Genomic DNA, 23025 nt, shown 5'->3' on the forward strand with positions numbered 1-23025 from the left:
GTGTTGACTTGGGTGCCGTTCGGGGGCACCCTCTGCTGTCATGCGGAACTGGCACGGCGAGCGCATCTGGTACGGCGCCGACTACAACCCGGAGCAGTGGCCCGAGGAGACCTGGGCCGAGGACGTCGAGCTGATGCGCCGGGCCGGGGTCAACCTGGTGTCGGTCGGGATCTTCTCCTGGGCCCTGCTGGAACCCGCTCCCGGCCGCTTCGAGTTCGGCTGGCTGGACCGGTCGCTCGACCTGCTGCACGACGGCGGGATCAGCGTCGACCTGGCCACCGCCACGGCCAGCCCGCCGCCCTGGCTGGCCCACCGGCACCCGGAGACGCTGCCCCGCCGCGCCGACGGCACCATCCTCTGGCCCGGCGGGCGGCAGGCGTACTGCCCCAGCTCACCGGTGTTCCGGGAGCGCTCGCTCGCCCTCGTCGAGGCCGTCGCCGGCCGGTACGCCGACCACCCGGCCGTCGTCATGTGGCACGTCTCCAACGAGCTGGGCTGCCACAACGTCCACTGCTACTGCGACGTCAGCGCCGACGCGTTCCGCCGCTGGCTGCGCGAGCGCTACGGCGACCTGGACGCGCTCAACGCCGCCTGGGGCACCGCGTTCTGGAGCCAGCGCTACCACGACTGGGCCGAGGTCAACCCGCCGCGGACCGCGCCCACCTTCGCCAACCCGACCCAGCAGCTGGACTTCCTGCGCTTCTCCTCCGACGAGCAGCGCGTCCAGCTGCGCGCCGAACGGGAACTGCTGACCCGGCTCACCATCCAGCCGGTCACCACGAACTTCATGATCGGCACCGGCATCAAGTACCTCGACTACCACTCCTGGGCCGCCGACGTGGACCTGGTCGCCAACGACCACTACCTGACGGCCGCCGACCCGCAGCCGCAGGTCGGCCTGGCGCTCGCCGCCGACCACACCCGGGGCGTCGCCGGCGGCGACCCATGGCTGCTCATGGAGCACTCCACGAGCGCGGTGAACTGGCAGCCGCGCAACGTCGCCAAGACCCCCGGCCAGCTGCGCCGCAACAGCCTCGCCCACGTGGCGCGCGGCGCCGACGGGGTGCTGTTCTTCCAGTGGCGGGCCTCCCGGGCCGGCGCCGAGAAGTTCCACTCCGCGCTGGTGCCGCACGCCGGCCCGGACACCAAGGTGTTCCGCGAGGTCTGCCGCCTCGGCGCCGACCTCGAAGCCCTGGCCGAGGTACGCGGCAGCCGGGTCGACGCCGATGTGGCCATCCTCTTCGACTACGAGGCCTGGTGGGGCGCCGAACTCGACTCCCACCCCAGCGTCGACGTCACCTACACCGACCGGCTCGCCGCGCTGCACGGCGCGCTCTGGCGGGCCGGGGTCACCGCCGACGTGGTGCACCCGTCCACCGACCTGTCCCGCTACCGGCTGGTCCTGGCGCCCACCCTCTACCTGGTCCGCGACGCCGACGCCGACGCGCTCCGCCGGTACGTCGAGGCGGGCGGGACCGCGCTGGTCACCTACTTCAGCGGCATCGTCGACGAGCACGACCACATTCGGCTCGGCGGCTACCCGGGCGCGTTCCGCGACCTGCTCGGCGTACGCACCGAGGAGTTCTTCCCGCTCCGGGCCGGCGAGTCGGTCCGCCTCGACGACGGCACGACCGCCGACGTGTGGACCGAGTGGCTGCACGCCGAGGGCGCCGAGGTCCTCGCCGCGTACGCCGACGGGCCGCTGCCCGGGGTGCCGGCGCTGACCCGGCACGCGGTCGGCGCGGGTGCGGCCTGGTACCTCGGCACCCGGCTCGACCAGCCGGCCACCGACGGGCTGGTCACCCGGCTGCTCGCCGAGGCAGGTGTCCGGCCCGCGGCGACCGCTCCGGAGGGGGTGGAGGTGGTCCGCCGCCGGTCCGCCGACCGGAGCTGGCTGTTCGTCATCAACCACACCGACGCCGAGGCCCGGCTGGCGGTCACCGGCGCCGAACTGCTCGGCGGCGGCCGGTGCGACGGCGAGCTGATGGTCGGCGCGGGGGAGGTGGCGGTGGTCCGGGAGGAGCCCGCGGTCCATCCCGAGGCCGTCTGACCACGCGTACCGTGCCGCTTGCTCGCGAAGGAGGACTCATGCTCGCCCAGCAACGGCAGAGCGCCATCCTGGAGCTGATCCGCCAGCGCGGCGGTGTCCGGGTCAGTCACCTGGTCAGCCGCTTCGGGGTGTCGGACATGACGATCCGGCGGGATCTGGAGGTGCTCGCCGAGCGGGGCCTCGTCGACAAGGTCCACGGGGGAGCGACGCTGGCCGGTCCCGGCTCGGCCGAGGAGCCGGGCTTCGCGGCCAAGTCGATCCGGCAGCAGGCCGAGAAGCGGGCCATCGTCGAGCGGGCCGCCGGCCTGGTCGAGCCCGGCATGGCCATCGCGCTCTCCGCCGGCACCACCACGGCCGCGCTGGCCGCCCGGCTGGCCGACGTCCGGGGGCTGACGGTGGTCACCAACTCGATCCCGGTCGCCGACGCCCTCTACCAGAACCCGCGCCCCGACCAGACGGTCGTGCTGACCGGCGGCATCCGTACCCCCTCGGACGCGCTGACCGGGCCGGTGGCCGAGGCGGCCATCGCGGCGCTCAACGTCGACCTGCTCTTCCTGGGCGTGCACGGGATGAGCCCGCGCACCGGGTTCACCACCCCGAACCTGCTGGAGGCGGCGGTCAACCGGCGGCTCATCGGCGCGGCCCGGCGACTCGTCGTGCTCGCCGACCACACCAAGTGGGAGACCATCGGCATCGCCACGATCGCCCCGCTGGAGGAGGCCGACCTGCTCATCACCGACGCCGGGCTGCCGCCGGACGGGCGCCGGCAGATCGGCGAGCAGGTGGGTGAGCTCATCGTGGTCGACGTCGACTAGCACCCGGCCCGGATGTCCCTGGCCGGCGGACCTGACCCTTTCCTGCCCGGACCGGGCGGTACCGCACGTTCACCGCGGCCGCGGGATCGTCGCCGTCGAGCAGCGTGAGCCGAACGGGGTCGCCGCCGGGGTTGTCGAACAGCCGGATCCCGTCGCCGAGCAGCACCGGCGCGATGTGCAGGTCGATCTCGTCGATCAGTCCGCGCTCGAGAAGTTGGCGGCCGATCGTGGCCGAGAAGACCTCGAGGTTCTTGCCGCCGGCGGCTGCCAGCCCGATCCGGACCGCCTCGGCGACATCGCAGCTGAGAAAGGTCACGCCGTCTGCGGCCTGCGCGTCCTCCGGGTGGTGCGTAAGGACGAACACCGGTCCCTGCCACGATCCGCCGTAGATGCCGCTGACATCCGGGTACGCGTCGAAGCCGTCGCGACCGCCCAGCACGGCGCCGGTCGTCGTGGCGTACTCCTCGATGAGGCCGGATCGCACCGAGAGCCCCGTCATCCAGTCCATGGTGTGTCCCGACCCCGCCACGAACCCGTCGAGCGACATCGTGAAGTGCCAGAGCACCTTGCCTGCGGTGGTCCGTCGGTCCGGTTCCGCCAACTGCCCGATTGTGGTGTCGATTCGTGGCGGGGTCTCTGCGCTGGTCATGGTCGTCCTCTTCGATCGATGTCGGTTGACACGACGCTAGGCCGGCCGGGTGGCCCTGTGTAAGGTCCAGTTCCGTGGCAGTCGAGTGGTCCGGTTCGCCGCCGGACACCTTCCTGCAGCTCGATCGTCAGCGCCCCGAGACGCTGGGCTCGCAGCTGCAGAACGCGCTACGAACGGCGGTCCGTGAGGGACGCCTGCGCACCGGCGAGCGGCTGCCGTCGTCGCGACGGCTCGCGGTGGACCTCGGTGTCTCCCGTGGCCTGGTGCAGGCGACCTATGAACAGTTGGTGGCCGAGGGTTACCTGAGCGCCGTCGGTGGCTCGTCGACGCGGGTCGCGTTCCGCCCCCAGGCGACCGCCGTCACGCCACCGGAACGTCTCCCGGCTGCCCGGATGGAGATCGACTTCGTGCCGGGGCGCCCCGACCTGAACAGTTTCCCGGCGCGCGACTGGTTGTGGGCATGCGGGGAGGCGAGCCGTACGGCCGCCGCCCGTGAGATGGGGTACGGCGATCCCCGAGGTTCGGTCAGACTGCGTGAGGTGATCGCCTCGTACCTGCAACGGGTTCGCGGAGCGGTAGCGGGCGCGGACGACGTGGTGATCTGCGGCGGGTTCACCCAGGGTGTGTCCCTGACCCTGGCCGCGCTGCGCGCGGCGGGCGCCACCTCGGTCGCGGTGGAGGACCCGGGTCACCTGGACCTGCCCGTACTCGTCCGCCGGGCGGGTCTGAACCCCGTCTTCATCCCCGTCGACGACGGCGGCCTGGTGGTCGACGACCTGGCCGGGACGGACGCGACCGCGGTCATCGTCACGCCGGCCCATCAGACCCCGACCGGGGTCGTCCTCACGCCCGAGCGGCGGCGGGCACTGCTGGAGTGGGCCGCGCAGGCGAACGGGGTGGTCATCGAGGACGACTACGACTCGGAGTTCCGCTACGACAAGCAGGCCGTCGGGTCGCTCCAAGGTCTCGCGGCGGAGCGTGTGGTGAGTGTCGGGTCGGTCAGCAAGTCGCTCGCTCCCGCCCTCCGGCTGGGGTGGGTGCTCGCTCCGCGGCACCTCAGTGACCGGATCGCCGAGGACAAGCACCGCGGCGACCGTGGCTCGCCGACACTCGATCAGCTCGCCCTGGCCCGGCTCATGGAGTCGGGCCGGTTCGATCGCCACCTGCGCCGCATGCGTGGTGTCTACGCCGGACGGCGCGGTGAACTGGTCGAAGCCATCGGCCGGCACGCTCCCCACCTCGAGCTGACCGGCCTCGCCGCCGGCTTCCACGCCGTCGCCCTGCTCTCCGAGGGAACCGACGAGGCGGCGGTGGTCGACGCGGCGGCGCAGCGCTCAGTGGGGTTGCAGGGGCTCGGTCGGTACCGGTCGGTGAACAGTGCGGGGCCGCCGGGGATCGTGTTCGGCTTCGGAGCCGTCAACCGGGACGCGATCAGACGGGGGATCGCGGCCGTCGCCGACCTGCTGCGGTAGGGCCGGAACCAACGCTTGTCGCTCACAGGCACTTCACAGCCGCCCAGGTTAGGGTGCCCTTCGTGGCCCGTTCCACGGTGGAGCGCGCCGACGGTGGAAGCGGAGTGGCGATGGTCTTCAAGAAGATGCTGAGCGCGTTCGGCGTGGGCGGCCCGAGCGTCGACACGGTGCTGACCAACCCGAACACCCGGCCGGGCCTGACCCTGGACGGGCACGTCAACCTGGTCGGCGGCGACGCGCCGGCGAGCATCGAGCAGATCACCGTCGGCCTGGTCACCCGGGTCGAGATCGAGGGCGGCGACACCGAGTACGCCGGCGTCATGGAGTTCCACCGGATGGCGGTGAGCGGCCCGCTCCAGCTCGCCCCGAAGCAGCAGCTGTCCATCCCGTTCCAGCTCCCCGTCCCGTGGGAGACCCCGGTCACCGACGTCTACGGCCAACGGCTGCACGGCATGACCATGGGCCTGCGGACCGAGCTGGCGGTGGCCCGGGCCGTGGACAAGTCCGACCTGGACCAGGTGGCGGTGCACCCGCTGCCGATCCACGAGCGGATCCTCGACGCCTTCCAGGCGCTCGGCTTCCGTTTCAAGCACGCCGACCTCGAGCGCGGCCACATCCGGGGCGTGCAGCAGACGCTCCCCTTCTACCAGGAGATCGAGTTCTTCGCGGCGCCGCAGTACGCCGGGGCGATCAACGAGGTCGAGCTGACCTTCGTCACCAGCCAGCAGGGCGTCGAGGTGATCCTGGAGTGCGACAAGCGCGGCGGCTTCCTCAGCGCCGGGCACGACGCCTTCGGCCGGTACGCCGTCCCGCACAGCGACGCGGGCCGGACCGACTGGGTCCAGGTGGTCGACGGCTGGCTCCGGGAGACCACCTCGCGGTACGGCAACCTGCGCGCGCACGGCTTCGGCGCCCCGCACGGGCACCACGGCCACCGGGGCTCCGGCATGGGCGGCATGGTGGCGGGCGCCGCGCTCGGCATGGCGGGCGGCCTGGTCGCCGGTGAGCTGATCGAGGACGCCTTCGAGGGCGACTTCGGGGACTTCGGCGGGGAGTAGCCGGCACGCGACGATGCCCCCGGGGTGATCCCCGGGGGCATCGTCGTCTCAGGTGGTGCTCCGGTCAGTGCCGGGCCTTGCGCTCCTCACCGCTGCGGAAGTTGCTTCCGGCCTTGGCCAGACCGCGGCTACCCAGGTAACCGATGGTCAGCAGCGTGATGAAGAACCAGGCCTGCGGGGCGCGGAAGATGTCCACCCCGACCGAGTTCTTCCCGACCAGGAAGGACGCCACCAGCACCGCGGCGACGGACGCGACGTAGACCCAGAATTCGGTCGTCCGGAGCGACGGCTTGGTCTCGGTGCCGGGCGCCGCGATCGCCTGCTCCCGGTGCCCGTCGTGCATCATCGGCATCGGGCGGGTCGGCGTCTCCTGCATGGCGGCCCGGTTGGACATGTCCTGCGCCGGCCGGTTCATCGGCCTGGTGGATGCAGCCTGCGTGCTCATCTGGTCCTCCTCAGGATTTGATGAGTCGTTCTCTGCACACCTCCCGCCCCGCTGCCGCAGGTCGGCCACGGCACGGTTCGCGCACTGTGGCGGGGGCACCCTCCGTCTACCCGGGGCCCCGGCGAGGTAACACCGGTCCCCGGCCGAATAGGAGCACCGCGCGGGGCCGCCGCCCGGCCCGGGCATTCCGGGCACGGCGCCGGCCTCGAACCCGACACCGCGGTACGGAACGGGCGCCGCGCGGCCGTCGGGGCCGGCCGGTTTCAGCCGCCGGTCGTCGGGCACGCAACGAGGATCCCGAGAGATCTGCGAGGTGGTTGACGTGCGTGAGGACGACATGCGGCAGGACGCCGCCCGACGGGCCGAGGAGCGGGTCGCCGGCGGCGTCTACGGCGAGGGCGCGCTCGACGAGGTCACCGTGCCGCAGACCGACGTGCTGCGGGTGATCCAGGAGGAGGATCCGGACGATCCGGCGCACGCCCCGGTCGACCCGAACGTGTTGCGCGACGGCGGTCCGACCCGGGGCCAGGGCGCGGTGACCACGACCGGCGGCACGGCCGGCCCGGCGAGCGTGCGCCGGCTGGCCCGCCAGCCGGAGCGGCACCGGGGCAAGGTGGCCCCGACCACCACGGGCGACGCCACCACCGGCGGCCTGAGCACCCCGGCCGGCGGCTCGACCAGCGACGCCTCGTCGAGCGGCAGCCAGGTCGGCAACTTCACCAACGACAAGGCCAACCCGGGCTGACCCCGAAACCGAGGGAGGGGGGCGGCCAAGGCCGCCCCCCTCCCCGCGCACCCCCTCCCGAGTGCGTCGATCATGAAGTTGACGGCGGTGTGGATCTCCGCTTTCACCGCCAACCTCATGATCGACCGGAGGGGCCGACCGCGCCGGGGTGGTTCGGGGGTCAGGGGGTGCGGAGGATGCCCAGGCGTTGGGTGGCGCGGGTGAGGGCCACGTACAGGTCGCTGTGGCCGCGGGGGGACTCGGCGACGATGCGGTCCGGGTCCACCACCAGCACCGAGTCGAACTCCAGGCCCTTGGCCTGCTCGGTGGTGAGCACCACGACGCGGTTCGCCAGCTCCGGCTGCTCGCCGACGGTCGCCTCCGGCAGCGCGGCGACGACCGCCGCGCCCAGCTCGGCCACCCGGCCGGCCGGCACGATCACCCCGAGCCGGCCGTCGGCCAGCCCGGCCGCCTCCCGGGCGGTCGCCTCGACCAGCTCGGCGGCGAGCCGGTCCGCCGCGACGGTACGGTCCCACGGCGGCACGCCGCTGGCGCGTACCGAGCGGGGTGGGCGCAGCGCCGGGTCGATCTCGGCGAGCACCTCGGCGGCGACCGCCATGATCTCGGACGGGGTGCGGTAGCTGACCGTCAACTCCTCCAGCCGCCACCGGTCCGCCACGTACGGCTCCAGGGCCTCCTGCCAGGACGGCGTGCCGGCGAGCGCTCCGGTCTGCGCCACGTCCCCGACGATGGTCATCGACCGGCTCGGGCAGCGGCGCATCAGCAGCCGCCAGGCCATCGGCGACAGCTCCTGCGCCTCGTCGACGATCACGTGCCCGAAGGCCCAGGTCCGGTCGGCGGCGGCGCGCTGCGCGGTGGTGAGCCGGTCGGCCTCCTCCTGCCGCTCGGAGAGGCGGTCGGCGTCGATGAGGTCGGTGACGCCGAGGATCTCGCCGCCGTCCGCCTCGTCCTCCACGTCGATCGAGCGGGAACCCCGCCAGATCTCCAGCACGCCCTCGGCGTACTCCCGTTCCAGGGCGCGGATCCGCTCCCGGCGGGCCGCGGCGGCACGCTCGTCCTCGCCCAGCAGCTCGGCCGCCTCGTCCAGCAGCGGCACGTCGGCCGGCGTCCAGCCGCCCGGCTCCCGGTGCAGCGCGGCCCGCTCGGCGTCGGTGAGCATCGGCGCGGCGGCGGCGATCCGCTCGGGCGACTCGAACAGGTCGGCGAGCAGCCGCTGCGGGGTGAGCACCGGCCACAGCTCGTCCAGCGCGGCCCGGATCTCCGGCTCGTCGCGCAGCTCCCGGCGGATCTCCGCCCGGTCGGCCTCGGAGAGCAGGTTCTCCCCGCCGAGCGGGTCGGCGCCGATCCGCTCGGCCACCTGGTCGGCGAGCGCGTGCACGATCTCGATGTCGAACAGCGCCCGGGCCAGGTTGTGCGGGCGGTCGGTGCGGCGGACCCGGTCCCGCGCCTGGCGGACGGTCTCCGGGTCGAGCGTGAGGACCTCCCGCTGGGGCAGTTCGATCTCCAGCGGCTCGTCCGGCACCCACTGCCGGTCCCGGACGGCGTTCGCCAGCACCTCGGCCAGCACCACGCGCCCCTTCAGCGCCGCGGTCACCGCCGGCTCGGCGCGTACGGCGTGCACGCCGGGGAAGAGGTCGGCCTGGGTACGCAGCAGCACGCCGGTCTCGGCCAGCGCCGGCAGCACCTGGGAGATGTAGCGCAGGAAGGTGGCGTTCGGGCCGACCAGCAGCACGCCCCGGGTGGAGAGCTGCTGCCGGTGGGTGTAGAGCAGGTACGCGGCGCGGTGCAGTGCCACCGCGGTCTTGCCGGTGCCCGGACCGCCCTGCACCACCATGACGCCCGGCAGGTCGGCCCGGATGATCCGGTCCTGCTCGGCCTGGATGGTCTCGACGATGTCGCGCATCCGCCCGGTGCGCCCGGCGTTCAGCGCGGCGAGCAGCGACGCCTCGCCGGTCACCTCCTCGTGGGCGGTGGGGGAGGCGGCGGCGATGTCGAGCACCTCGTCGTTGAGCCCGGTCACCTTCCGATCCCGGGTACGCAGGTGCCGACGCCGGCGGACCCCCTGCGGGTTGGCGGCGGTGGCCAGGTAGAAGGCGCGGGCGGCCGGGGCGCGCCAGTCGATCAGCAGCGGGTCGTAGTCGCCCGAGGTGTCGAAGATGCCGATCCGGCCGACGTAGCGGCACGAGTCGTCGTCGCCGTCGAGGCGGCCGAAGCAGAGGCCGGTCTCCACGGCGGAGTACTGCTCGACCTGGTCGGCGTACATCTGCACGGCGGAGTCGCGCTGCGACCGGGCCTGCTGCGTGCCGCCGGTGGTGCGCAGCTCCTCGGTGAGCCGCCGGGCCGCCTGGTCCCGCATGCCGTCCAGCCGGTCGTAGAGCATCGAGACGTACTCCTGCTCGCGACCGATCTCGTCGTCCTGGTACAGCTCACCCGACACGTCGGAGTGCGTTGACAAGCCGGCTCCTCATCGCCTAGAATTGCGCAAGGAATGGCTTTCGGAGCCATTCCTTTTTGTGTTTGAACTGAGAAAGATACCGCGCCGCCGCCCGCCGGACCAAGCCTCGCCCGCCGCCCGCGACCACGTCACACCGCAGGTTCGCACACGAAAGCGGGGCCCGGCCGGCATGACGCCGACCGGACCCCGACGGGTCCGCTTCGCGGATCTCAGCCCTTCGCCGCCTGGTACAGCCGCTCCGGCGTGACCAGCCCGGCCAGCACCCGGCCGTCGTCGGTGAGCAGCACGCTGAACAGCTTGCCGGTGAGCAGCCGGCCGCTGCCCCAGTCACCGCTCACCCGCTGGAGCCCGCCGAGCACCTTCGACAGCGCCTCCGCGTCCGGCCCGGCCGCCTCGCCGGGCTTCGCGCCCGTCGCGGCGCCGGCCACGTCGATCTTCGCGACCAGCACGGTGGTCCAGCCGGTGCCGACCGTACGCACGTCCGGCCGGTCCTCGCCCCGGCCCGCGGGGCGCTTCCCGCTCGGCACGCGCCCGTCGCCCGCCGGCTCCTCGGTGACCTTCACGCCCGGCGGCGGGTTGAACCGGAACTGGTCGGCGTCCGGGGTGCGGAAGTCGACCTGGGTGAACGCCACCTCGAACGCCGGCTCGTCCGACCCGTCGGCGAGCACCTCGAAGCGCAGCGGCACGTGCTCCTTCGCGTCCAGCGCGATCCGCACCTGGTGCACCAGCGAGTTCCGGTCGCGCGGCGTGAGCACCAGCTCGTAGACGCTGCGCCCGGCGACGGTGGCCGAGCGGCCGACGGTGACCGCCGTGCTCGGGTCGATCGCGGCCAGCGCCCGGTCGGCGGCGTCGGCCGGGGTGGCCGGCGCGGTGTCGAGGTCCTTCCCCTCCGCCGGCAGCGTCCGGTGCGACGCGGCGTTGTCCCGGCTGCTCCAGGTCCAGACGTCGCGCCCGTTGCGCAGCACGTCCCGCTCGCCGAGCGTGTCGACCAGGGCGAGCCGCTGCCGGTCCGGGCCGGCGTACCAGACCCGGAGGGTGTGTGTGCCGCTGACCAGGCTGGCCAGCTCGTTCCCGCCGGCCTGCCCGGCCAGCCCGACGATCGGCGGCAGCCCGAGGTCGGCCCGCTGCACCACGGTGCCGGAGAGCCCGTCGAGGCGGGACGTACGCAGGTCCTCCAGGAGCTGGGCGGCGGTACGCGGCGGCAGCGCCGGGTCGGCCCCGGCGGCGAACGTGCCGACGGCGGCGCCGCCCCCGATCACGGCGACCCCCGCGGTCACCGGGACCAGCCAGCGCAGTACGGCGCGGTTCTTCAGTACGGACATGGTGTGCACCTCCTGACGGTAGATGCTGCACCGGGGACGCTGTGAGGGCGCTGAGGAGATTCCCTAGGGGGTGTCACCGGATGGCACCCTTGACCCGTGCGGTTGCTGGTGGTGGAGGACGAGACGCGGCTGGCCGCGTCCCTGCGGCGCGGCCTTCAGGCGGAGGGCTTCGTGGTGGACGTCGAGTCCACCGGTCCGGGCGGGCTGGACGCGGCCCGGCACGGCGACTACGACGCGATGATCCTCGACGTGATGCTGCCCGGCCTCTCCGGCTACGAGGTGGTCCGCCGGCTGCGCGCCGAGGAGCGCTGGCTGCCGGTGCTCATGCTCTCGGCCAAGGACGGCGAGTACGACCAGGCCGACGGGCTGGACTGCGGGGCCGACGACTACCTCACCAAGCCCTTCTCGTACGTGGTGCTGCTGGCCCGGCTGCGGGCGCTGCTGCGCCGCGGCGCGCCGGAGCGCCCGGCCGTGCTCGCGGTCGGTGACCTGCGCCTGGATCCGGCCCGGCGGCGGGTGACCCGGGCCGACGCCGAGGTGGCCCTGACCACCCGCGAGTACGCCCTGCTCGACTACCTGATGCGCCGCCCCGGCGAGGTGGTCTCCAAGACCGAACTGCTGGACCACGTCTGGGACGCCTCGGTCGAGACCGCGCCGAACGCGGTCGAGGTCTACGTCGGCTACCTGCGCCGCAAGATCGGCCGGGACCGGCTGGAGACGGTCCGCGGCGCCGGCTACCGGCTGGCCACATGAGGCGCCGGATCAGCGCGCTCCTGCCGGACCTCGGGCTGCGGTCCCGGCTGCTCGTGCTCGGGGTGGCCGGCCTGGTCGTCGGGTTCGCGCTCGGCGGGGCGCTGCTGCTCGGCGCGCTCGGGTGGACGTTGCAGCGCTCGGTCGACGCCGAGGCGCTCCGCACCGCGGACGCGGTCGCGCTGCTCGCTGCGGAGGACGCCCTGCCCGATCCGCTGCCGGTGGCCGGCGGGCAGCTCCGCGTCCAGGTCGTCGACGGCCAGGGCCGGATCCGGGCCGCCTCCATCGACGCCGACCGGCTGGTGCCGATGCTCGGCCCGGACCAACTGCGCGCCGGGGAGCGCCAGCGGCTGGTGGTGGACGGGCGGCGGGTCGGCCTCACCGGGCCGGTCCGGGTGGTGACCGTGCCGGCGGGCACGGCCGACGAGCCGCGCACCGTGCTCGTGGCCAAGTCGATGACCGACGTCCGGCACAGCCTGCACGTGGTCCGGAACCTGCTGCTGGTCGGCTTCCCGCTGCTGGTGGCCGGGCTGGCCGTGGTGGCCTGGCGGGTGGTGGGGGCGACCCTGCGCCCGGTGGAGGCACTGCGCAGCGGGGCCGCCGAGATCACCGGCCGGGCCGGGGCGGAGCGGCTGCCCGTGCCGGCGGGGCGGGACGAGATCCACCGGCTCGCGGTCACCCTCAACGACATGCTGGACCGGCTGGCGGCGTCCCGGGACCGGCAGCGGGCGTTCGTGGCCGACGCCGCGCACGAGCTGCGCAGCCCGGTCACCAACATGCGCACCGAGCTGGAGGTGGCCCGGCGGCTGGGCGACCCGGACTGGCCGGCGGTGGCGGAGAACCTGCTCGCCGACACCGAGCGGCTCAGCCGGCTGGTCGACGACCTGCTGCTGCTGGCCCGCCTCGACGAGCAGGCGGCCCGGCCGGACCGCCCCGCGCCGCACGCCGTCGGCCCGGTGGAGCTGGGCGAGCTGCTGCGCGGGGTGGCCGGGCGCTATCCGTCCCCGCCGCTGCGCCACGAGCCGCCGCCCGGCCCGCTCTGGACCGAGGGGGACCCGGGGGAGCTGCGCCGGGTGCTGGTCAACCTGGTGGAGAACGCGCTGCGGCACGCGCACGGCGAGGTGCGGCTCGCGGTCACCGGCCCGCACCCCGGGCCGCCCGTGCCGCTGCAGCGCGGCGGGTCGGCGTACCACCTGGTCACGGTGACCGACGACGGGCCGGGCATCCCGGCGGCCGACCGGGAGCGGGTCTTCGCCCGCTTCACCCGGCTGGACGACGCCCGGGGGCGCGACGCCGGCGGCGCGGGCCTCGGCCTGGCCATCGTGCGGGAGCTGGTCCGCCGGGCCGGCGGCGCCGTCGAGCTGGCCGACGCCGCGCCGGAGGCGGCCGCGCCGGGGCTGCGGGTGACGGTACGGCTGCCCGCGCTGGCCGACCCGGAGCCGGAGGCGGACTGACCCGTCGGCCATCAGCCGATGCGGTCGGCGAGCTGGCGCACGGCGATCTGGTAGGTCTCCTGGGTGTGGTACGGCCAGTGCCGCTCCAGCGGCGGTGGCACCGTGTCCATCGGATCGATGTCCAGGCTCGACGGGTCGCGGAGCCGGAGGTCGACCGAACGCGCCCCGGAGGCGTCGCAGGCGGCGGAGTGGTCGAAGATGAGCCCCCCGACCGGGTCGGTGTCCCGCCACAGGTTCCGCCACCGCCAGTCGAGCCGGTCGCCCAGGTCGCACAGTGTCTGCGCGCTGAGGTAGGCGGGATAGAGGCGGGTGTAGAGGCGGCTCAGCGGGGACCCGTGGGTCAGCAGCGCCACCCGGCGCCGGACGTCCGGCGGCAGTTGCAGGATCGTGGCCGCGGCCAGCACGGAGCCGTGGCTGTGTGCCGAGACGACCACCTTGCCGCGCGCGGCGAGCGCGGACACCCGCTCGGCGAGTTCGGGCACCGCCCGGGCGGCGTAGCAGGGCGGCGCGAAGGGGTGGACGGTACGGGGCCAGAAGTCGCCCAGGTCCCACAGGGCTGCCACCGTGCGTCGCGTCTCTGCCGACCGGTAGGAGCGGAAGGCGAGGATCATGAGGCCGATGACGAGCAGGCTGATGAGCCAGACCCCGCCGTCGGTCACGTACGCGGTCAGCAGCGTCGTCTGCGCCGGGTCCCGGCTGAGCCGGGCGACCAGCTGGGTGGGGCCGATCCCGATCAGGTCGAACGCGATGGTGGCCAGCCCCACCGAGGACATCACGAAGAACGTGACCAGGATCGGGCCCAGCTCGTCGGTCACGTGGGAGCGGGCGATGGTCTCCCGGACGACCTCGCGCCGGGACGCCGCCCGGGGTGTGACGTCCGGGTAGTCCCGCTCGACGATCCGGGCGGCGCGGCGTCCCCTCCGCCGCCGGCTGATCACGAGCGTGAGCGAGGCGGCCCCGGTGGCGATCAGCAGGGCGGACAGGCCGGCCAGCGCGGCCCACCAGTAGGCGACCGGCGGGTCCAGGGGAGCGACGCCCGGGGGGTCCGGCCAGATCGGGCCGGGGAGGGAGCCGCGGTCGAGGAAGTCGGCGACCCGGAAGACCAGCGTGGCGGCGAAGGCGCCGGCGACCGTCACCGAGGCCGCCGCCACGACGGGCATACCGAGCCCGGCGAGGACGGACCGGCTCCCGGGCGCCCGGGGCGCCATCGTGACGAGGGCCAGCACCACCAGCAGGACACCCTGCGCCCCGAGCAGGGCACCGACCGCACCCTCGTAACCCGGCAGCTGGCCGGGCAGCGACTGGACGCCGCGGGCCAGGGCGGCGTAGCCGAGACTCAGCGCGGTCAGCCCGATCGTGGCCGCCGACAGCGGGCGCAGCACGCGGCGTACCCGCCGCCGGGTGGCCGGGACGGGCAGGCAGAGCAGCGCCGCGCCGCACCCGATCAGGCCGACGGCAGCGGCGAACAGCACCCGACCGGCGACACCGTCCGGGGCGGAGATCCCGGCGAGCAGGCTGGCGTCCAGCGTGCCGGCGCCGATCGCCACGTGGATCTGGCGCAGCCAGGCGGGCGTCCGCTCGTCGTCCCAGAATCCCGAGACGTCGAGACGGTCGGGCGCCCGGGCGGCCTCCGGGTGCGGCTGCGGCGGGCGGAACCCCTCGAGCGCCCGCGCCGACCGTGCGCCGATTCCCCAGACGACGCGCAACGCGACCAGCGGGACGAGCGACAGCAGGGCCAGCCGGGGGCCGGCCGGCAGGTCACCCAGCCAGGACAGGTAGGGGCGGTCCGCGCGGCACCCGTCGTAGGGCACGCACTGCCAGGCGACCAGGTCCAGCGTCACGCCGATGACGGAGAGCACGAAGGCGGCGGTCAGTGTCCCGGCGAGCAGGCGGCACAGCACGCGGAACAGGCGGGACCGGCCGGTCGAGGCCGGGCGGAGACGGATCGCCAGGTTGCTCAGCATGAACGGCAGCAGCAACAGCATGGACGCCGTCCGCACCGCGGCGCCCGCGGTCAGGGCGCCCCAGCGGTACGCCTCGACAGCGATCCCGGCGGTCGCCCCGCCCGCCGCACCGACCCCCGGCCGGGGCCGGTAGAACCCCGCGTGGCGGTCTCCGGCGACCCGTACCACGATCGGGTGGTCGAGGATCTTCTCCGCGGTCCCGCCGGACACCCCGTGAACTCTCAACTCGACGGTCTCGCCCTCCGCTGCTGTGCCCACGCCGACAGGGTCACAGACCCGTACCGGGTCCACCGCCGAACGGCGCAAACTGCGAGAGGCCGACGGTCAGCGGCGTCGCTTGGTGCAGACCGGGGTGGTCCGGGCGACCGTGTCGGTGGACCAGACCACCGCGACCGTGAAGCAGTAGTCGGTGGTGCGGTCGAGGCCGTAGGCGATGTAGTCGACCGAGCCGGCGGGCAGGGTCAGGAAGGTGCGCTGCGGCTGCCCCGCGCGGCCCCCGGCGACCACCACCGGCCCCTCCGCGCCGGCCGGGTACGTCCAGCTCAGCACGATGCTGTCCCGCCGGTCGGTCAGGGTGAGCCGCCCGGGCGGGGTGCCGGGGGAGGCGGCCGGGGCGGCGCTCGGCGTGCCGGTGGTGGGGCCGGCCGACGGGGCGCGCCCGGTCGGCGCGGGCGCCGGGGTGTCCCGCCGGTCGTCCACCCGGGACACCCCGGCGATCACCGCGATGGTGCCGAGCAGCAGCGCCACCACCACCCCGGCCACCACCAGCGGCAGCCAGGGCGTGTTCCGGTGCTCGGCGGCGGGCGGCCGGGGCACGTGCACCGGCAGGTAGCGCGACGGCGGCTCGGGTTCGGCGGCCCGGGGCACCCGACGTACGCCTTCGGGCTCGGCCTCGGTCAGCCCCACCACGGTCGGCGGGAGCGCGCTCTCCCCGGGCCGCCAGGGTTCCTCGGCCGGCTCCTCCGGCGGCCACGGGTAGTCGGCGAACGCCTCGTCGTCCGCCTCGGGCGGGGTGCGGGGAGTCGGCACGTGCGCGGCCTCGGCCCGGTCCGGCGGGCGGTAGAGCGGTGTCTCGACCGGGTCGTCGAGCGTCGGTGGCTGGTAGGGCGGCAGGTCGGGCGGGCCCTCGGCGGGCGGGGGGACGCGGGCGGCGGGCACCACCGGGGTCTCCCGGGCGGGCGGCTCCGGCGTGTCGCAGACGTGGTCCGGGTCGGCGGCGGCCCGGGCCAGCCCGGCGACCTGGGTGGCGAGCGGGTCGTCGGCGGCCAGGTGCTCCCGGCACAGCGCCTCGGCGAGCGCCAGGTGCTCGTGGGACTCGGCGTAGCGGCCGCAGTCGCGTTCCATCGCGCCGAGCTTGGCCAGCATCTTGATGCCACTCGGGTGGCCGTCGCCGTAGACCTCGCGGTGCAGCTCCCAGGCGTCCTGCAACCGGTCGCGGGCCACGTCGCACTGGCCGCGGGCGTATTCCACGGTGGCCAGGTCGGCGTGCGCGGCCAGCACCCGCTGCGACTCCGGCCCGTCCCGCGCGGTCAGCTCGATGATGACGTCGGAGTAGAGCCGGGCGGCGCGGGCGTCGCTGCCGACCCGGTGCAGCACCGCGGCCAGGGTGGCGGCGGCGGTGACCGTCCGCTCGTCGGAGCGCCCGAACAGCCGCGAGGTCGCCGCGTACGCGAACGCCGCCCAGCCGCGGGCGGAGTGCGGCTCGCCGAGCGCGACGAGCACCCGGGCCTGGAGGCCGGCGGCCTCGGCCAGCTCGGCGGAGGCGTTGGCGGGACGGGGATCGGCATCGCTCAGCGCGTCGGCGAGCAGTTGCTGGGCGCCGGCGAGGTCGCCTTCGGACACCAGGTGGTGCGCCTGGACAGTCAGGTCAGCGAAGCCGGAGGACACGCCCCATCGTGCTCATCCGACGACGGTAAGTACAAGCCCCGCTGTGGATCAGTTTGGTCGCGATCCGGTCAGGTGGTCGGCCAGCGTCTCGCTGATCCGCCGCAGCTGGTCGACCTGGGCCGGGCTGAGCGCGTCGAACAGGTGCCGGCGTACCCCGGCGACGTGGCCGGGCGCGGCGGCGGCCAGGGTGGCGAAGCCGGCGTCGGTGAGGACGGCGAGCTGGCCGCGCCGGTCGGTGGGGCAGTCCTCCCGGCGGATCCAGCCGGCGGCCTCGAGGCGGGCGGCGGCGTGCGAGAGCCGGCTGCGGGAGGAGCCGGTGGCGTCGGCCAGCTCGCTCATCCGCAGCCGCCGGTCGGGGGCCTCGGAGAGCCGGACCAGGATCTCGTAGTACGCGTGCGGCATCCCGGCGTCGCGTTGCAGCTCGCGGTCGAGGGTGTCCATCAGCGCCCGGGAGGCGGTGAGGAACGCCCGCCAGGTCCGTTGCTCGTCGGGGTCCAGCCACCGGGTCATGACGGCCATCATAGCGCCTGTCGTTGAACGCTCAACCAAAACGCGCTACCGTCGGGTCATGGGAATCCACCGGCTCAACCACGCCGTCCTCTACGTCCGTGACCTCGACCGCAGCGTCGCCTTCTACCGCGACGTGCTCGGCTTCCGCCCGGTGCCGATGACGCCGGACGGCTTCCGCGGCGCCGCCTTCCTCCAGGCGCCCGACTCCACCAACGACCACGACCTCGGGCTGTTCGAGATCGGCGCGAACGCCGGCGCCTCCCCGGCCGGCCGGTCCACCGTCGGCCTCTACCACCTCGCCTGGGAGCTGGACACCCTGGACGAGCTGGCCGCCACCGCCGAGCGGCTGGCCGCCGCCGACGCCCTGGTGGGCGCCTCGGACCACGGGACCACCAAGAGCCTCTACGGCCGCGACCCCGACGGGCTGGAGTTCGAGATCGTCTGGATCGTCCCCGCCGACCTCCTCGACGACGCGGCCCTCGCCGCGCGGAAGCGGATCGGCCGGCTCGACCTCGACCGGGAGCGGCAGCGCTACGGCGGCCAGACCCGCGGCGGCGTGGGCATCTCCGTTCCGGTCTGACAGGGCATGCGGTAGAACGGCAGGATGTCGACCGACGCCGTCCTGCGCGAGCTGCTCGTCCGCCAGCTCGACCACTGGCTGCCCGCCGCGCTGCACCGCTCGCGGCGGGCCACGCTGGCCCTCGCGTACGCCGGGAGCGACGTCGGCGGCGCCGAGGCGGCGCTGCGGGTGGTCGCCGAGTTCGCCGACCGGCTGCGCGGCCGGCGGCTGACCGTGCTGGTGCTCGCCGACGGCGGCGCGGAGCTGCCGGCCCGGCTGGGCGCGGCGGAGGCCGCCCTGCCGGCGGACGTCGCCGTGCACGTGGTGCCGGGCCGGCCCGACCGGCTGCCGGTGGCGCTCAAGGCGGCCGGCGCGGCGGGCGCCCCGCTGTTCACCGTGGTCGACGGCGGGGAGCCCGACCCGGCCCTGCTGGCCGCCGCCGCGTCCGGCCGCCCGGCCGAGGTGCTGCTGGTCACCGCGCCCGGCCGGTCGCTGCGTCCGGCGCTGACCGCGGCCGGCTTCCCGCTGGTCACCGAGGTCGAGCTGGTGCCGTCCGACGGCGGGCCGGCCCGGCTGCTCGGCTACGCCACCGCCTCCGACCGGGGCCTGGAGACGGTCAAGGACGCGCTCTGGGCGGTCGACGAGTACGCCGGGGTGCGCTACCGCGACCCGGCCGACCCGGCGGGGCGGCTGCTCGACATCAGCCTCGACCCCGAACCCGGCCCGCTGCGCCGGGAACTGCTGGCCGAACTCACCCGCTCCGGCCCGCGTACGGTGACCGAGCTGCGCCGCTTCGCCGCCACCTCGACCGTCTACCGGGCCGCCGACGCGAACCGGGCGCTCACCTCGCTGCTCGCCGCCGGCGCGGTGACCCGCGACCCCGGGCACGGCCGCCTCGGCGGCGACGTGGTGATCAGCGCCGGTTCGGGCGGGGCCGCTGGGTCATCTGCTTGACCACGATGGACGCGCCGGTGGCGATCACCCCGATGCTGAAGACCATCTGCGCGCAGACCACCACCCGGGCGATCTGCCCCTCGGCGGTGACGTCGCCGTAGCCGACCGTGGTCAGCGTGGCCAGCGCGAAGTAGAGCGCGTCGATCCGGGTCCGCAGGCCGACGAACTCGCCGGGGCGGCTGTCGGCCACCACGTAGTCGGCGAGGGCGAAGACCAGCAGCCCGGCGATGAGCGCCACGGCGAGCCGGATCAGCGCCCGGGTCTCCGCGTCGCCGGTCGGCTGGGTGGCGGCGAGCTGGCGGCGTACCTGGCCGGTGACCAGGAAGGCGACCAGGGCCACCAGGGCCAGGGTGCCGGCGGAGCGCAGGGCCAGCCGCAGGCCGTTCGGGTCCGGCTCGACCGGGACGACGAAGTAGGCGAGCAGCAGCAGCGCGACGGCCGCCGCGGCCCGCCGCCGCTCTCGCCGGAAGGACTGGTCCGCCACTCCGCGATTCTCCGTCCGGACGGGGTGCGCGTCGGCGGAACGGTGAAGCCCGGCCGGACGCCGAGCGGGGTGCCGGTGAACCACCGGCACCCCGCTCGACCTCGGGACGTCATGCCCGGGACTTGTCCTGCTTCCAGGAGAGCGGCCCCGGCAGGTCCACGCGGTGGGCGCGGGTGTTGGAGTTCCACGACCACCGACCGATCTTGATGCTCCAGGACGAGAAGCCGTTCTCGGTGAAGTGGAGGATCACCGGACCGTACTTCTTGCGCTTGCGGAACTGGATGCCCATGGGGTCCTCCTTCGTCTCCCTGCGTCTGCGGGATCGAACATGCCCGAAACGGCGGTTCGCGAAACCCGGTCGGATCCGGTCTGGACGGTGCCCGTCCCGCCCGTCACAATCTCTATTCAACGGGTAGGTGTTAAGGGGCGGTAAATGCTGGTGGTGACGGGTCGTAACAATGCCAGCGACGCAAGTCTCACTCTATGGAAGGGCGTTGACCGGCGCGGAGATCGGTCGGCAGCATGAGGTCATGTCGCAGCGGGACGAGCTTCTCCTCACCGCTCGCGTGCACGTCGACCTGGTCCGGCACGCGAGCGCGCTCTGTTGAGCTGACCGCTCTCGGTCGTCACATCTCCTCCGCTCGTCCGCTCCCGTCGCCGGCGCATCGTGGCCCGGCCGGCAGCGGCGTGCTCACGCGCCCCCCGCGGGCCCTCGCCACCGCATCGTGGACAGATCAGGAGACCTCTCCATGCCCTCGACCCGTCAGTCGCTGCGGCGTACCCTCGCCGCCGCCGTCACCCTGCTCGCCCTCGCCGCCGCCACGGGCTGCGGCGCCGACGCCGCCGCCGGCGGCCGGCAGACCACCGAGCTGCGCTACCAGGGCTCGGTCGGCCAGGTGACCCTCCCCGAACTCGCCGCCGACCTCGGCTACCTCGGCGACGTCAAGCTCAAGTGGATCGGCAACGTCACCGGCGGCCCCGCCGACATCCAGGCCACCGCCACCGGCCAGACCGACTTCGGCGGCGCCTTCAACGGCGCCATCGTCAAGCTCCGGGCCGCGAACGCCCCGATCACCGCCGTGGTCGCCTACTACGGCTCCGACGCACAGACCTTCCAGGGCTACTACGTCCTCCAGGACAGCCCGATCCGCGGGCCCCGCGACCTGATCGGCAGGAAGGTCGGCATGAACACCCTCGGCGCGCACGCCGAGGCGGTGCTCAAGACGTGGCTGGCCAAGGGCGGCCTCACCCCGGCCGAGATCGCCAAGGTCGAGCTGGTCGCGCTGCCCCCGGTCAACATCGAGCAGTCGCTGCGGCAGCGGCAGATCGACGTCGCGGTGCTCGGCGGTGTGATCCGGGACAAGGCCGTCGCCGCCGGCGGCGTCCGCACCGTCTTCACCGACTACGAGCTGCTCGGCGCGTTCAGCGGCGGAAGCTACGTCTTCCGGGACGACTTCATCAAGCGCAACCCGGAGACCGTCCGGGCGTTCGTCACCGGGGTGGGCAAGGCCGTCGAGTGGGCGCGGACCCAGCCCCGGGAGACCGTCATCGCCCGGCTGGAGTCCATCATCGCCAAGCGCGGCCGCAACGAGGACCCGTCGCTGGTGCGGTACTGGAAGTCCAGCGGGGTGGCCGGGAAGGGCGGTCTGATCAGCGACCGGGAGTTCACCACCTGGATCGACTGGCTGGCCGACTCCGGTGAGCTCAAGGGCGACCGGCCGAAGCCCGCCGACCTCTACACCAACCGGTTCAACGAGTTCGCCACCACCGGTGGTGGCGCGTGAGCACCGACAAGATCCTCTTCGACCGGGTGACGAAGGTCTTCCCGGGCCGGCGGGGCAGCGGCGGCGCGGTCACCGCGCTCGACGAGCTGACCCTCGGGGTACGCCCCGGCGAGTTCCTGGTCGTCGTCGGCCCCAGCGGCTGCGGCAAGTCCACCCTGCTCGACCTGCTCGGCGGGCTCTCCACCCCGACCGCCGGGCAGGTGCTGGTGGACGGCCGCCCGGTCACCGGGCCCGGCCTCGACCGGGGCATCGTCTTCCAGCAGTACGCGCTGCTGCCCTGGCGCACCGCCGCCGGCAACGTCGCGTTCGGACTGGAGGCCAAGGGCGTGCCGCGCGCGGAGCGCGCCGACCTCATCGCCCACCACCTCGACCTGGTCGGGCTGGCCGGGTTCGCCGACCGCTACCCGCACGAGCTGTCCGGCGGCATGAAGCAGCGGGTGGCCATCGCCCGCAGCCTCGCGTACGACCCCGACGTGCTGCTCATGGACGAGCCGTTCGCGGCGCTCGACGCGCAGACCCGCGACTCGCTCCAGGACGAGCTGGTCCGGATCTGGCAGGCCACCGGCAAGACCGTCGTGTTCATCACCCACGGCATCGACGAGGCCGTCCACCTGGGCCAGCGGGTCGCCGTGATGACCTCCCGCCCCGGGCGGATCAAGGAGGTCATCGAGATCGAGCTGGGCGACCGGGAGGCCGAGGAGGACGTGCGTTCCTCCGACGCCTTCCGGCACCACCGGCACCAGATCTGGACGCTGCTGCGCGACGAGGTGCGGGCCGCCCAGTCCGCCGTACGAGAGGAGGCCCGCGTTGGTTGACATCGCCGAACGGCCGGCCGCCGCGGCGGCCCGGCCCGCCGTGCCACCGGCGGTCCCCACCGCCGGGCCCGCCCTGCCCGGACGGCTGCTCGGGCTCGGCGGCCGGGCCCTGCACCGCAGCGTCGCCCTGCTGGCCCTGGCCGCGGTCTGGGAGACCGCACCGCGCGCCGGGCTGGTCGACCGGGTCTTCCTGCCCCCGCTGTCCGAGGTGCTCACCGCCTGGTGGACGCTGCTGCGCACCGGGCAGCTCGCCGACCACGTCGGCGCGAGCCTGACCCGCTCGCTCACCGGGCTGGCCCTGGCCGTGGCCGCCGCCATCCCGCTCGGCCTGCTGATCGGCTGGTACCGGCCTCTCGCCGAGCTGCTCAGCCCGCTGCTGGAGGTGTTCCGCAACACCGCCGCGCTGGCGCTGCTGCCGGTCTTCGTGCTCATCCTCGGGCTGGGGGAGACCTCCAAGATCGCCCTGGTGGTCTACGCCTGCTCCTGGCCGATCCTGCTGAACACGATCGCCGGGGTGAAGGGGGTGGACCCGCTGCTGGTCCGCTCGGCCCGCTCGATGGGGCTCAACCACCTGCGGCTGTTCCAGAAGGTGATCCTGCCGGCGGCCGTGCCGACCATCTTCACCGGCGTCCGGCTCGCCGGGGCGTACTCGATCCTCGTGCTGGTCGCCGCCGAGATGGTCGGCGCCAAGGCCGGGCTCGGCTACCTCATCAACTACGCCCAGTACAACTTCGCGATCCCCGACATGTACGCCGGGATCATCACGATCTCCGCCATCGGCCTGGTCGTCAACCAGCTCCTCGTCGCCGGGGAACGCCGCTTCTCCACCTGGCGCGTCGACGTCACCGCCTGA

22 protein-coding genes are annotated in these 23025 nt (G+C 74.2%); 13 read left to right on the forward strand and 9 right to left on the reverse strand.

The window, feature by feature from the left end:
* The first annotated feature begins 40 nt into the window (after positions 1-40).
* Positions 41-2050: a beta-galactosidase gene (locus IEY96_RS29900; RefSeq protein ID WP_189198150.1), complete on the forward strand. Its 2010-nt coding sequence runs from the start codon at positions 41-43 to the stop codon at positions 2048-2050.
* A gap of 38 nt (positions 2051-2088) precedes the next feature.
* Complete coding sequence (locus IEY96_RS29905; protein WP_189198151.1) at positions 2089-2865, forward strand: DeoR/GlpR family DNA-binding transcription regulator; 777 nt, start codon at positions 2089-2091, stop codon at positions 2863-2865.
* On the opposite strand, the gene IEY96_RS29910 is transcribed toward IEY96_RS29905, so the two are convergent.
* Complete coding sequence (locus tag IEY96_RS29910) at positions 2843-3514, reverse strand: dihydrofolate reductase family protein (RefSeq protein ID WP_189198152.1); 672 nt, start codon at positions 3512-3514, stop codon at positions 2843-2845. The two genes, IEY96_RS29905 and IEY96_RS29910, sit on opposite strands and share 23 nt — an antisense overlap.
* Before the next feature lie 74 nt (positions 3515-3588).
* Here IEY96_RS29910 and pdxR point away from each other — a divergent pair, with 74 nt between their 5' ends.
* Positions 3589-4986 (forward strand): MocR-like pyridoxine biosynthesis transcription factor PdxR, encoded by a 1398-nt coding sequence (gene pdxR / locus IEY96_RS29915; RefSeq protein WP_189198153.1) that lies wholly within the window; start codon positions 3589-3591, stop codon positions 4984-4986.
* 110 nt (positions 4987-5096) lie between these two features.
* Positions 5097-6044: a sporulation protein gene (locus tag IEY96_RS29920; protein WP_189198214.1), complete on the forward strand. Its 948-nt coding sequence runs from the start codon at positions 5097-5099 to the stop codon at positions 6042-6044.
* A gap of 64 nt (positions 6045-6108) precedes the next feature.
* Here the strand turns inward: IEY96_RS29920 and IEY96_RS29925 are convergent, their stop codons facing one another.
* Positions 6109-6489 carry a hypothetical protein gene (locus tag IEY96_RS29925; protein ID WP_189198154.1) on the reverse strand — a complete coding sequence of 127 codons (381 nt, stop codon included), beginning with the start codon at positions 6487-6489 and terminating at the stop codon, positions 6109-6111.
* A 322-nt stretch (positions 6490-6811) separates the two neighbouring features.
* Between IEY96_RS29925 and IEY96_RS29930 the strand changes: the two genes are divergently transcribed.
* The gene (locus tag IEY96_RS29930) at positions 6812-7234 is read left to right on the forward strand and encodes a hypothetical protein (RefSeq protein WP_107076441.1); all 423 of its coding nucleotides are present in this window, start codon (positions 6812-6814) and stop codon (positions 7232-7234) included.
* 160 nt (positions 7235-7394) lie between these two features.
* On the opposite strand, the gene IEY96_RS29935 is transcribed toward IEY96_RS29930, so the two are convergent.
* Positions 7395-9689 (reverse strand): HelD family protein, encoded by a 2295-nt coding sequence (locus IEY96_RS29935; RefSeq protein WP_505838139.1) that lies wholly within the window; start codon positions 9687-9689, stop codon positions 7395-7397.
* Positions 9690-9898: 209 nt separating this feature from the next.
* Complete coding sequence (locus tag IEY96_RS29940; protein WP_189198155.1) at positions 9899-11011, reverse strand: LolA family protein; 1113 nt, start codon at positions 11009-11011, stop codon at positions 9899-9901.
* Between the two features lie 96 nt (positions 11012-11107).
* On the opposite strand from IEY96_RS29940, the gene IEY96_RS29945 reads away from it, so the two are divergent.
* Positions 11108-11764, forward strand: a complete 657-nt coding sequence (locus IEY96_RS29945) for a response regulator transcription factor (protein ID WP_091311316.1) — start codon at positions 11108-11110, stop codon at positions 11762-11764.
* On the forward strand, positions 11761-13215 hold the full coding sequence (locus tag IEY96_RS29950; RefSeq protein ID WP_189198156.1) for a sensor histidine kinase: 1455 nt from the start codon (positions 11761-11763) through the stop codon (positions 13213-13215). The genes IEY96_RS29945 and IEY96_RS29950 overlap by 4 nt, the downstream gene beginning before the upstream one ends.
* A gap of 11 nt (positions 13216-13226) precedes the next feature.
* Here the strand turns inward: IEY96_RS29950 and IEY96_RS29955 are convergent, their stop codons facing one another.
* The 3 genes from IEY96_RS29955 to IEY96_RS29965 all read right to left on the reverse strand — a co-directional run bounded on the left by IEY96_RS29955 (position 13227) and on the right by IEY96_RS29965 (position 17585).
* Positions 13227-15437 carry a hypothetical protein gene (locus tag IEY96_RS29955; RefSeq protein ID WP_189198157.1) on the reverse strand — a complete coding sequence of 737 codons (2211 nt, stop codon included), beginning with the start codon at positions 15435-15437 and terminating at the stop codon, positions 13227-13229.
* A 66-nt stretch (positions 15438-15503) separates the two neighbouring features.
* Complete coding sequence (locus IEY96_RS29960) at positions 15504-17066, reverse strand: tetratricopeptide repeat protein (RefSeq protein WP_189198158.1); 1563 nt, start codon at positions 17064-17066, stop codon at positions 15504-15506.
* Positions 17067-17114: 48 nt separating this feature from the next.
* Complete coding sequence (locus tag IEY96_RS29965; protein ID WP_189198216.1) at positions 17115-17585, reverse strand: MarR family winged helix-turn-helix transcriptional regulator; 471 nt, start codon at positions 17583-17585, stop codon at positions 17115-17117.
* A gap of 49 nt (positions 17586-17634) precedes the next feature.
* Between IEY96_RS29965 and IEY96_RS29970 the strand changes: the two genes are divergently transcribed.
* Positions 17635-18156, forward strand: coding sequence for a VOC family protein (locus tag IEY96_RS29970; RefSeq protein WP_189198159.1), 522 nt, complete (start codon positions 17635-17637; stop codon positions 18154-18156).
* A gap of 24 nt (positions 18157-18180) precedes the next feature.
* Positions 18181-19089 carry a hypothetical protein gene (locus tag IEY96_RS29975; RefSeq protein WP_189198160.1) on the forward strand — a complete coding sequence of 303 codons (909 nt, stop codon included), beginning with the start codon at positions 18181-18183 and terminating at the stop codon, positions 19087-19089.
* On the opposite strand, the gene IEY96_RS29980 is transcribed toward IEY96_RS29975, so the two are convergent.
* Positions 19049-19573 (reverse strand): potassium channel family protein, encoded by a 525-nt coding sequence (locus tag IEY96_RS29980; RefSeq protein ID WP_189198161.1) that lies wholly within the window; start codon positions 19571-19573, stop codon positions 19049-19051. The genes IEY96_RS29975 and IEY96_RS29980 overlap by 41 nt on opposite strands.
* 109 nt (positions 19574-19682) lie before the next feature.
* Positions 19683-19862 (reverse strand): DUF4236 domain-containing protein, encoded by a 180-nt coding sequence (locus IEY96_RS29985; protein WP_091311295.1) that lies wholly within the window; start codon positions 19860-19862, stop codon positions 19683-19685.
* A 241-nt stretch (positions 19863-20103) separates the two neighbouring features.
* Here IEY96_RS29985 and IEY96_RS33445 point away from each other — a divergent pair, with 241 nt between their 5' ends.
* From IEY96_RS33445 to IEY96_RS30000, 4 genes are all read left to right on the forward strand, one after another.
* Positions 20104-20181, forward strand: a complete 78-nt coding sequence (locus tag IEY96_RS33445; RefSeq protein ID WP_349881247.1) for a putative leader peptide — start codon at positions 20104-20106, stop codon at positions 20179-20181.
* 141 nt (positions 20182-20322) lie between these two features.
* On the forward strand, positions 20323-21357 hold the full coding sequence (locus IEY96_RS29990) for an ABC transporter substrate-binding protein (protein WP_189198162.1): 1035 nt from the start codon (positions 20323-20325) through the stop codon (positions 21355-21357).
* The gene (locus tag IEY96_RS29995; RefSeq protein ID WP_189198163.1) at positions 21354-22172 is read left to right on the forward strand and encodes an ABC transporter ATP-binding protein; all 819 of its coding nucleotides are present in this window, start codon (positions 21354-21356) and stop codon (positions 22170-22172) included. Before IEY96_RS29990 ends, IEY96_RS29995 begins: the two co-directional genes overlap by 4 nt.
* Positions 22165-23025: an ABC transporter permease gene (locus IEY96_RS30000; RefSeq protein ID WP_189198164.1), complete on the forward strand. Its 861-nt coding sequence runs from the start codon at positions 22165-22167 to the stop codon at positions 23023-23025. Before IEY96_RS29995 ends, IEY96_RS30000 begins: the two co-directional genes overlap by 8 nt.

The organism is Micromonospora fulviviridis (genome assembly GCF_014648395.1).
GTDB lineage: Bacteria > Actinomycetota > Actinomycetes > Mycobacteriales > Micromonosporaceae > Micromonospora > Micromonospora fulviviridis.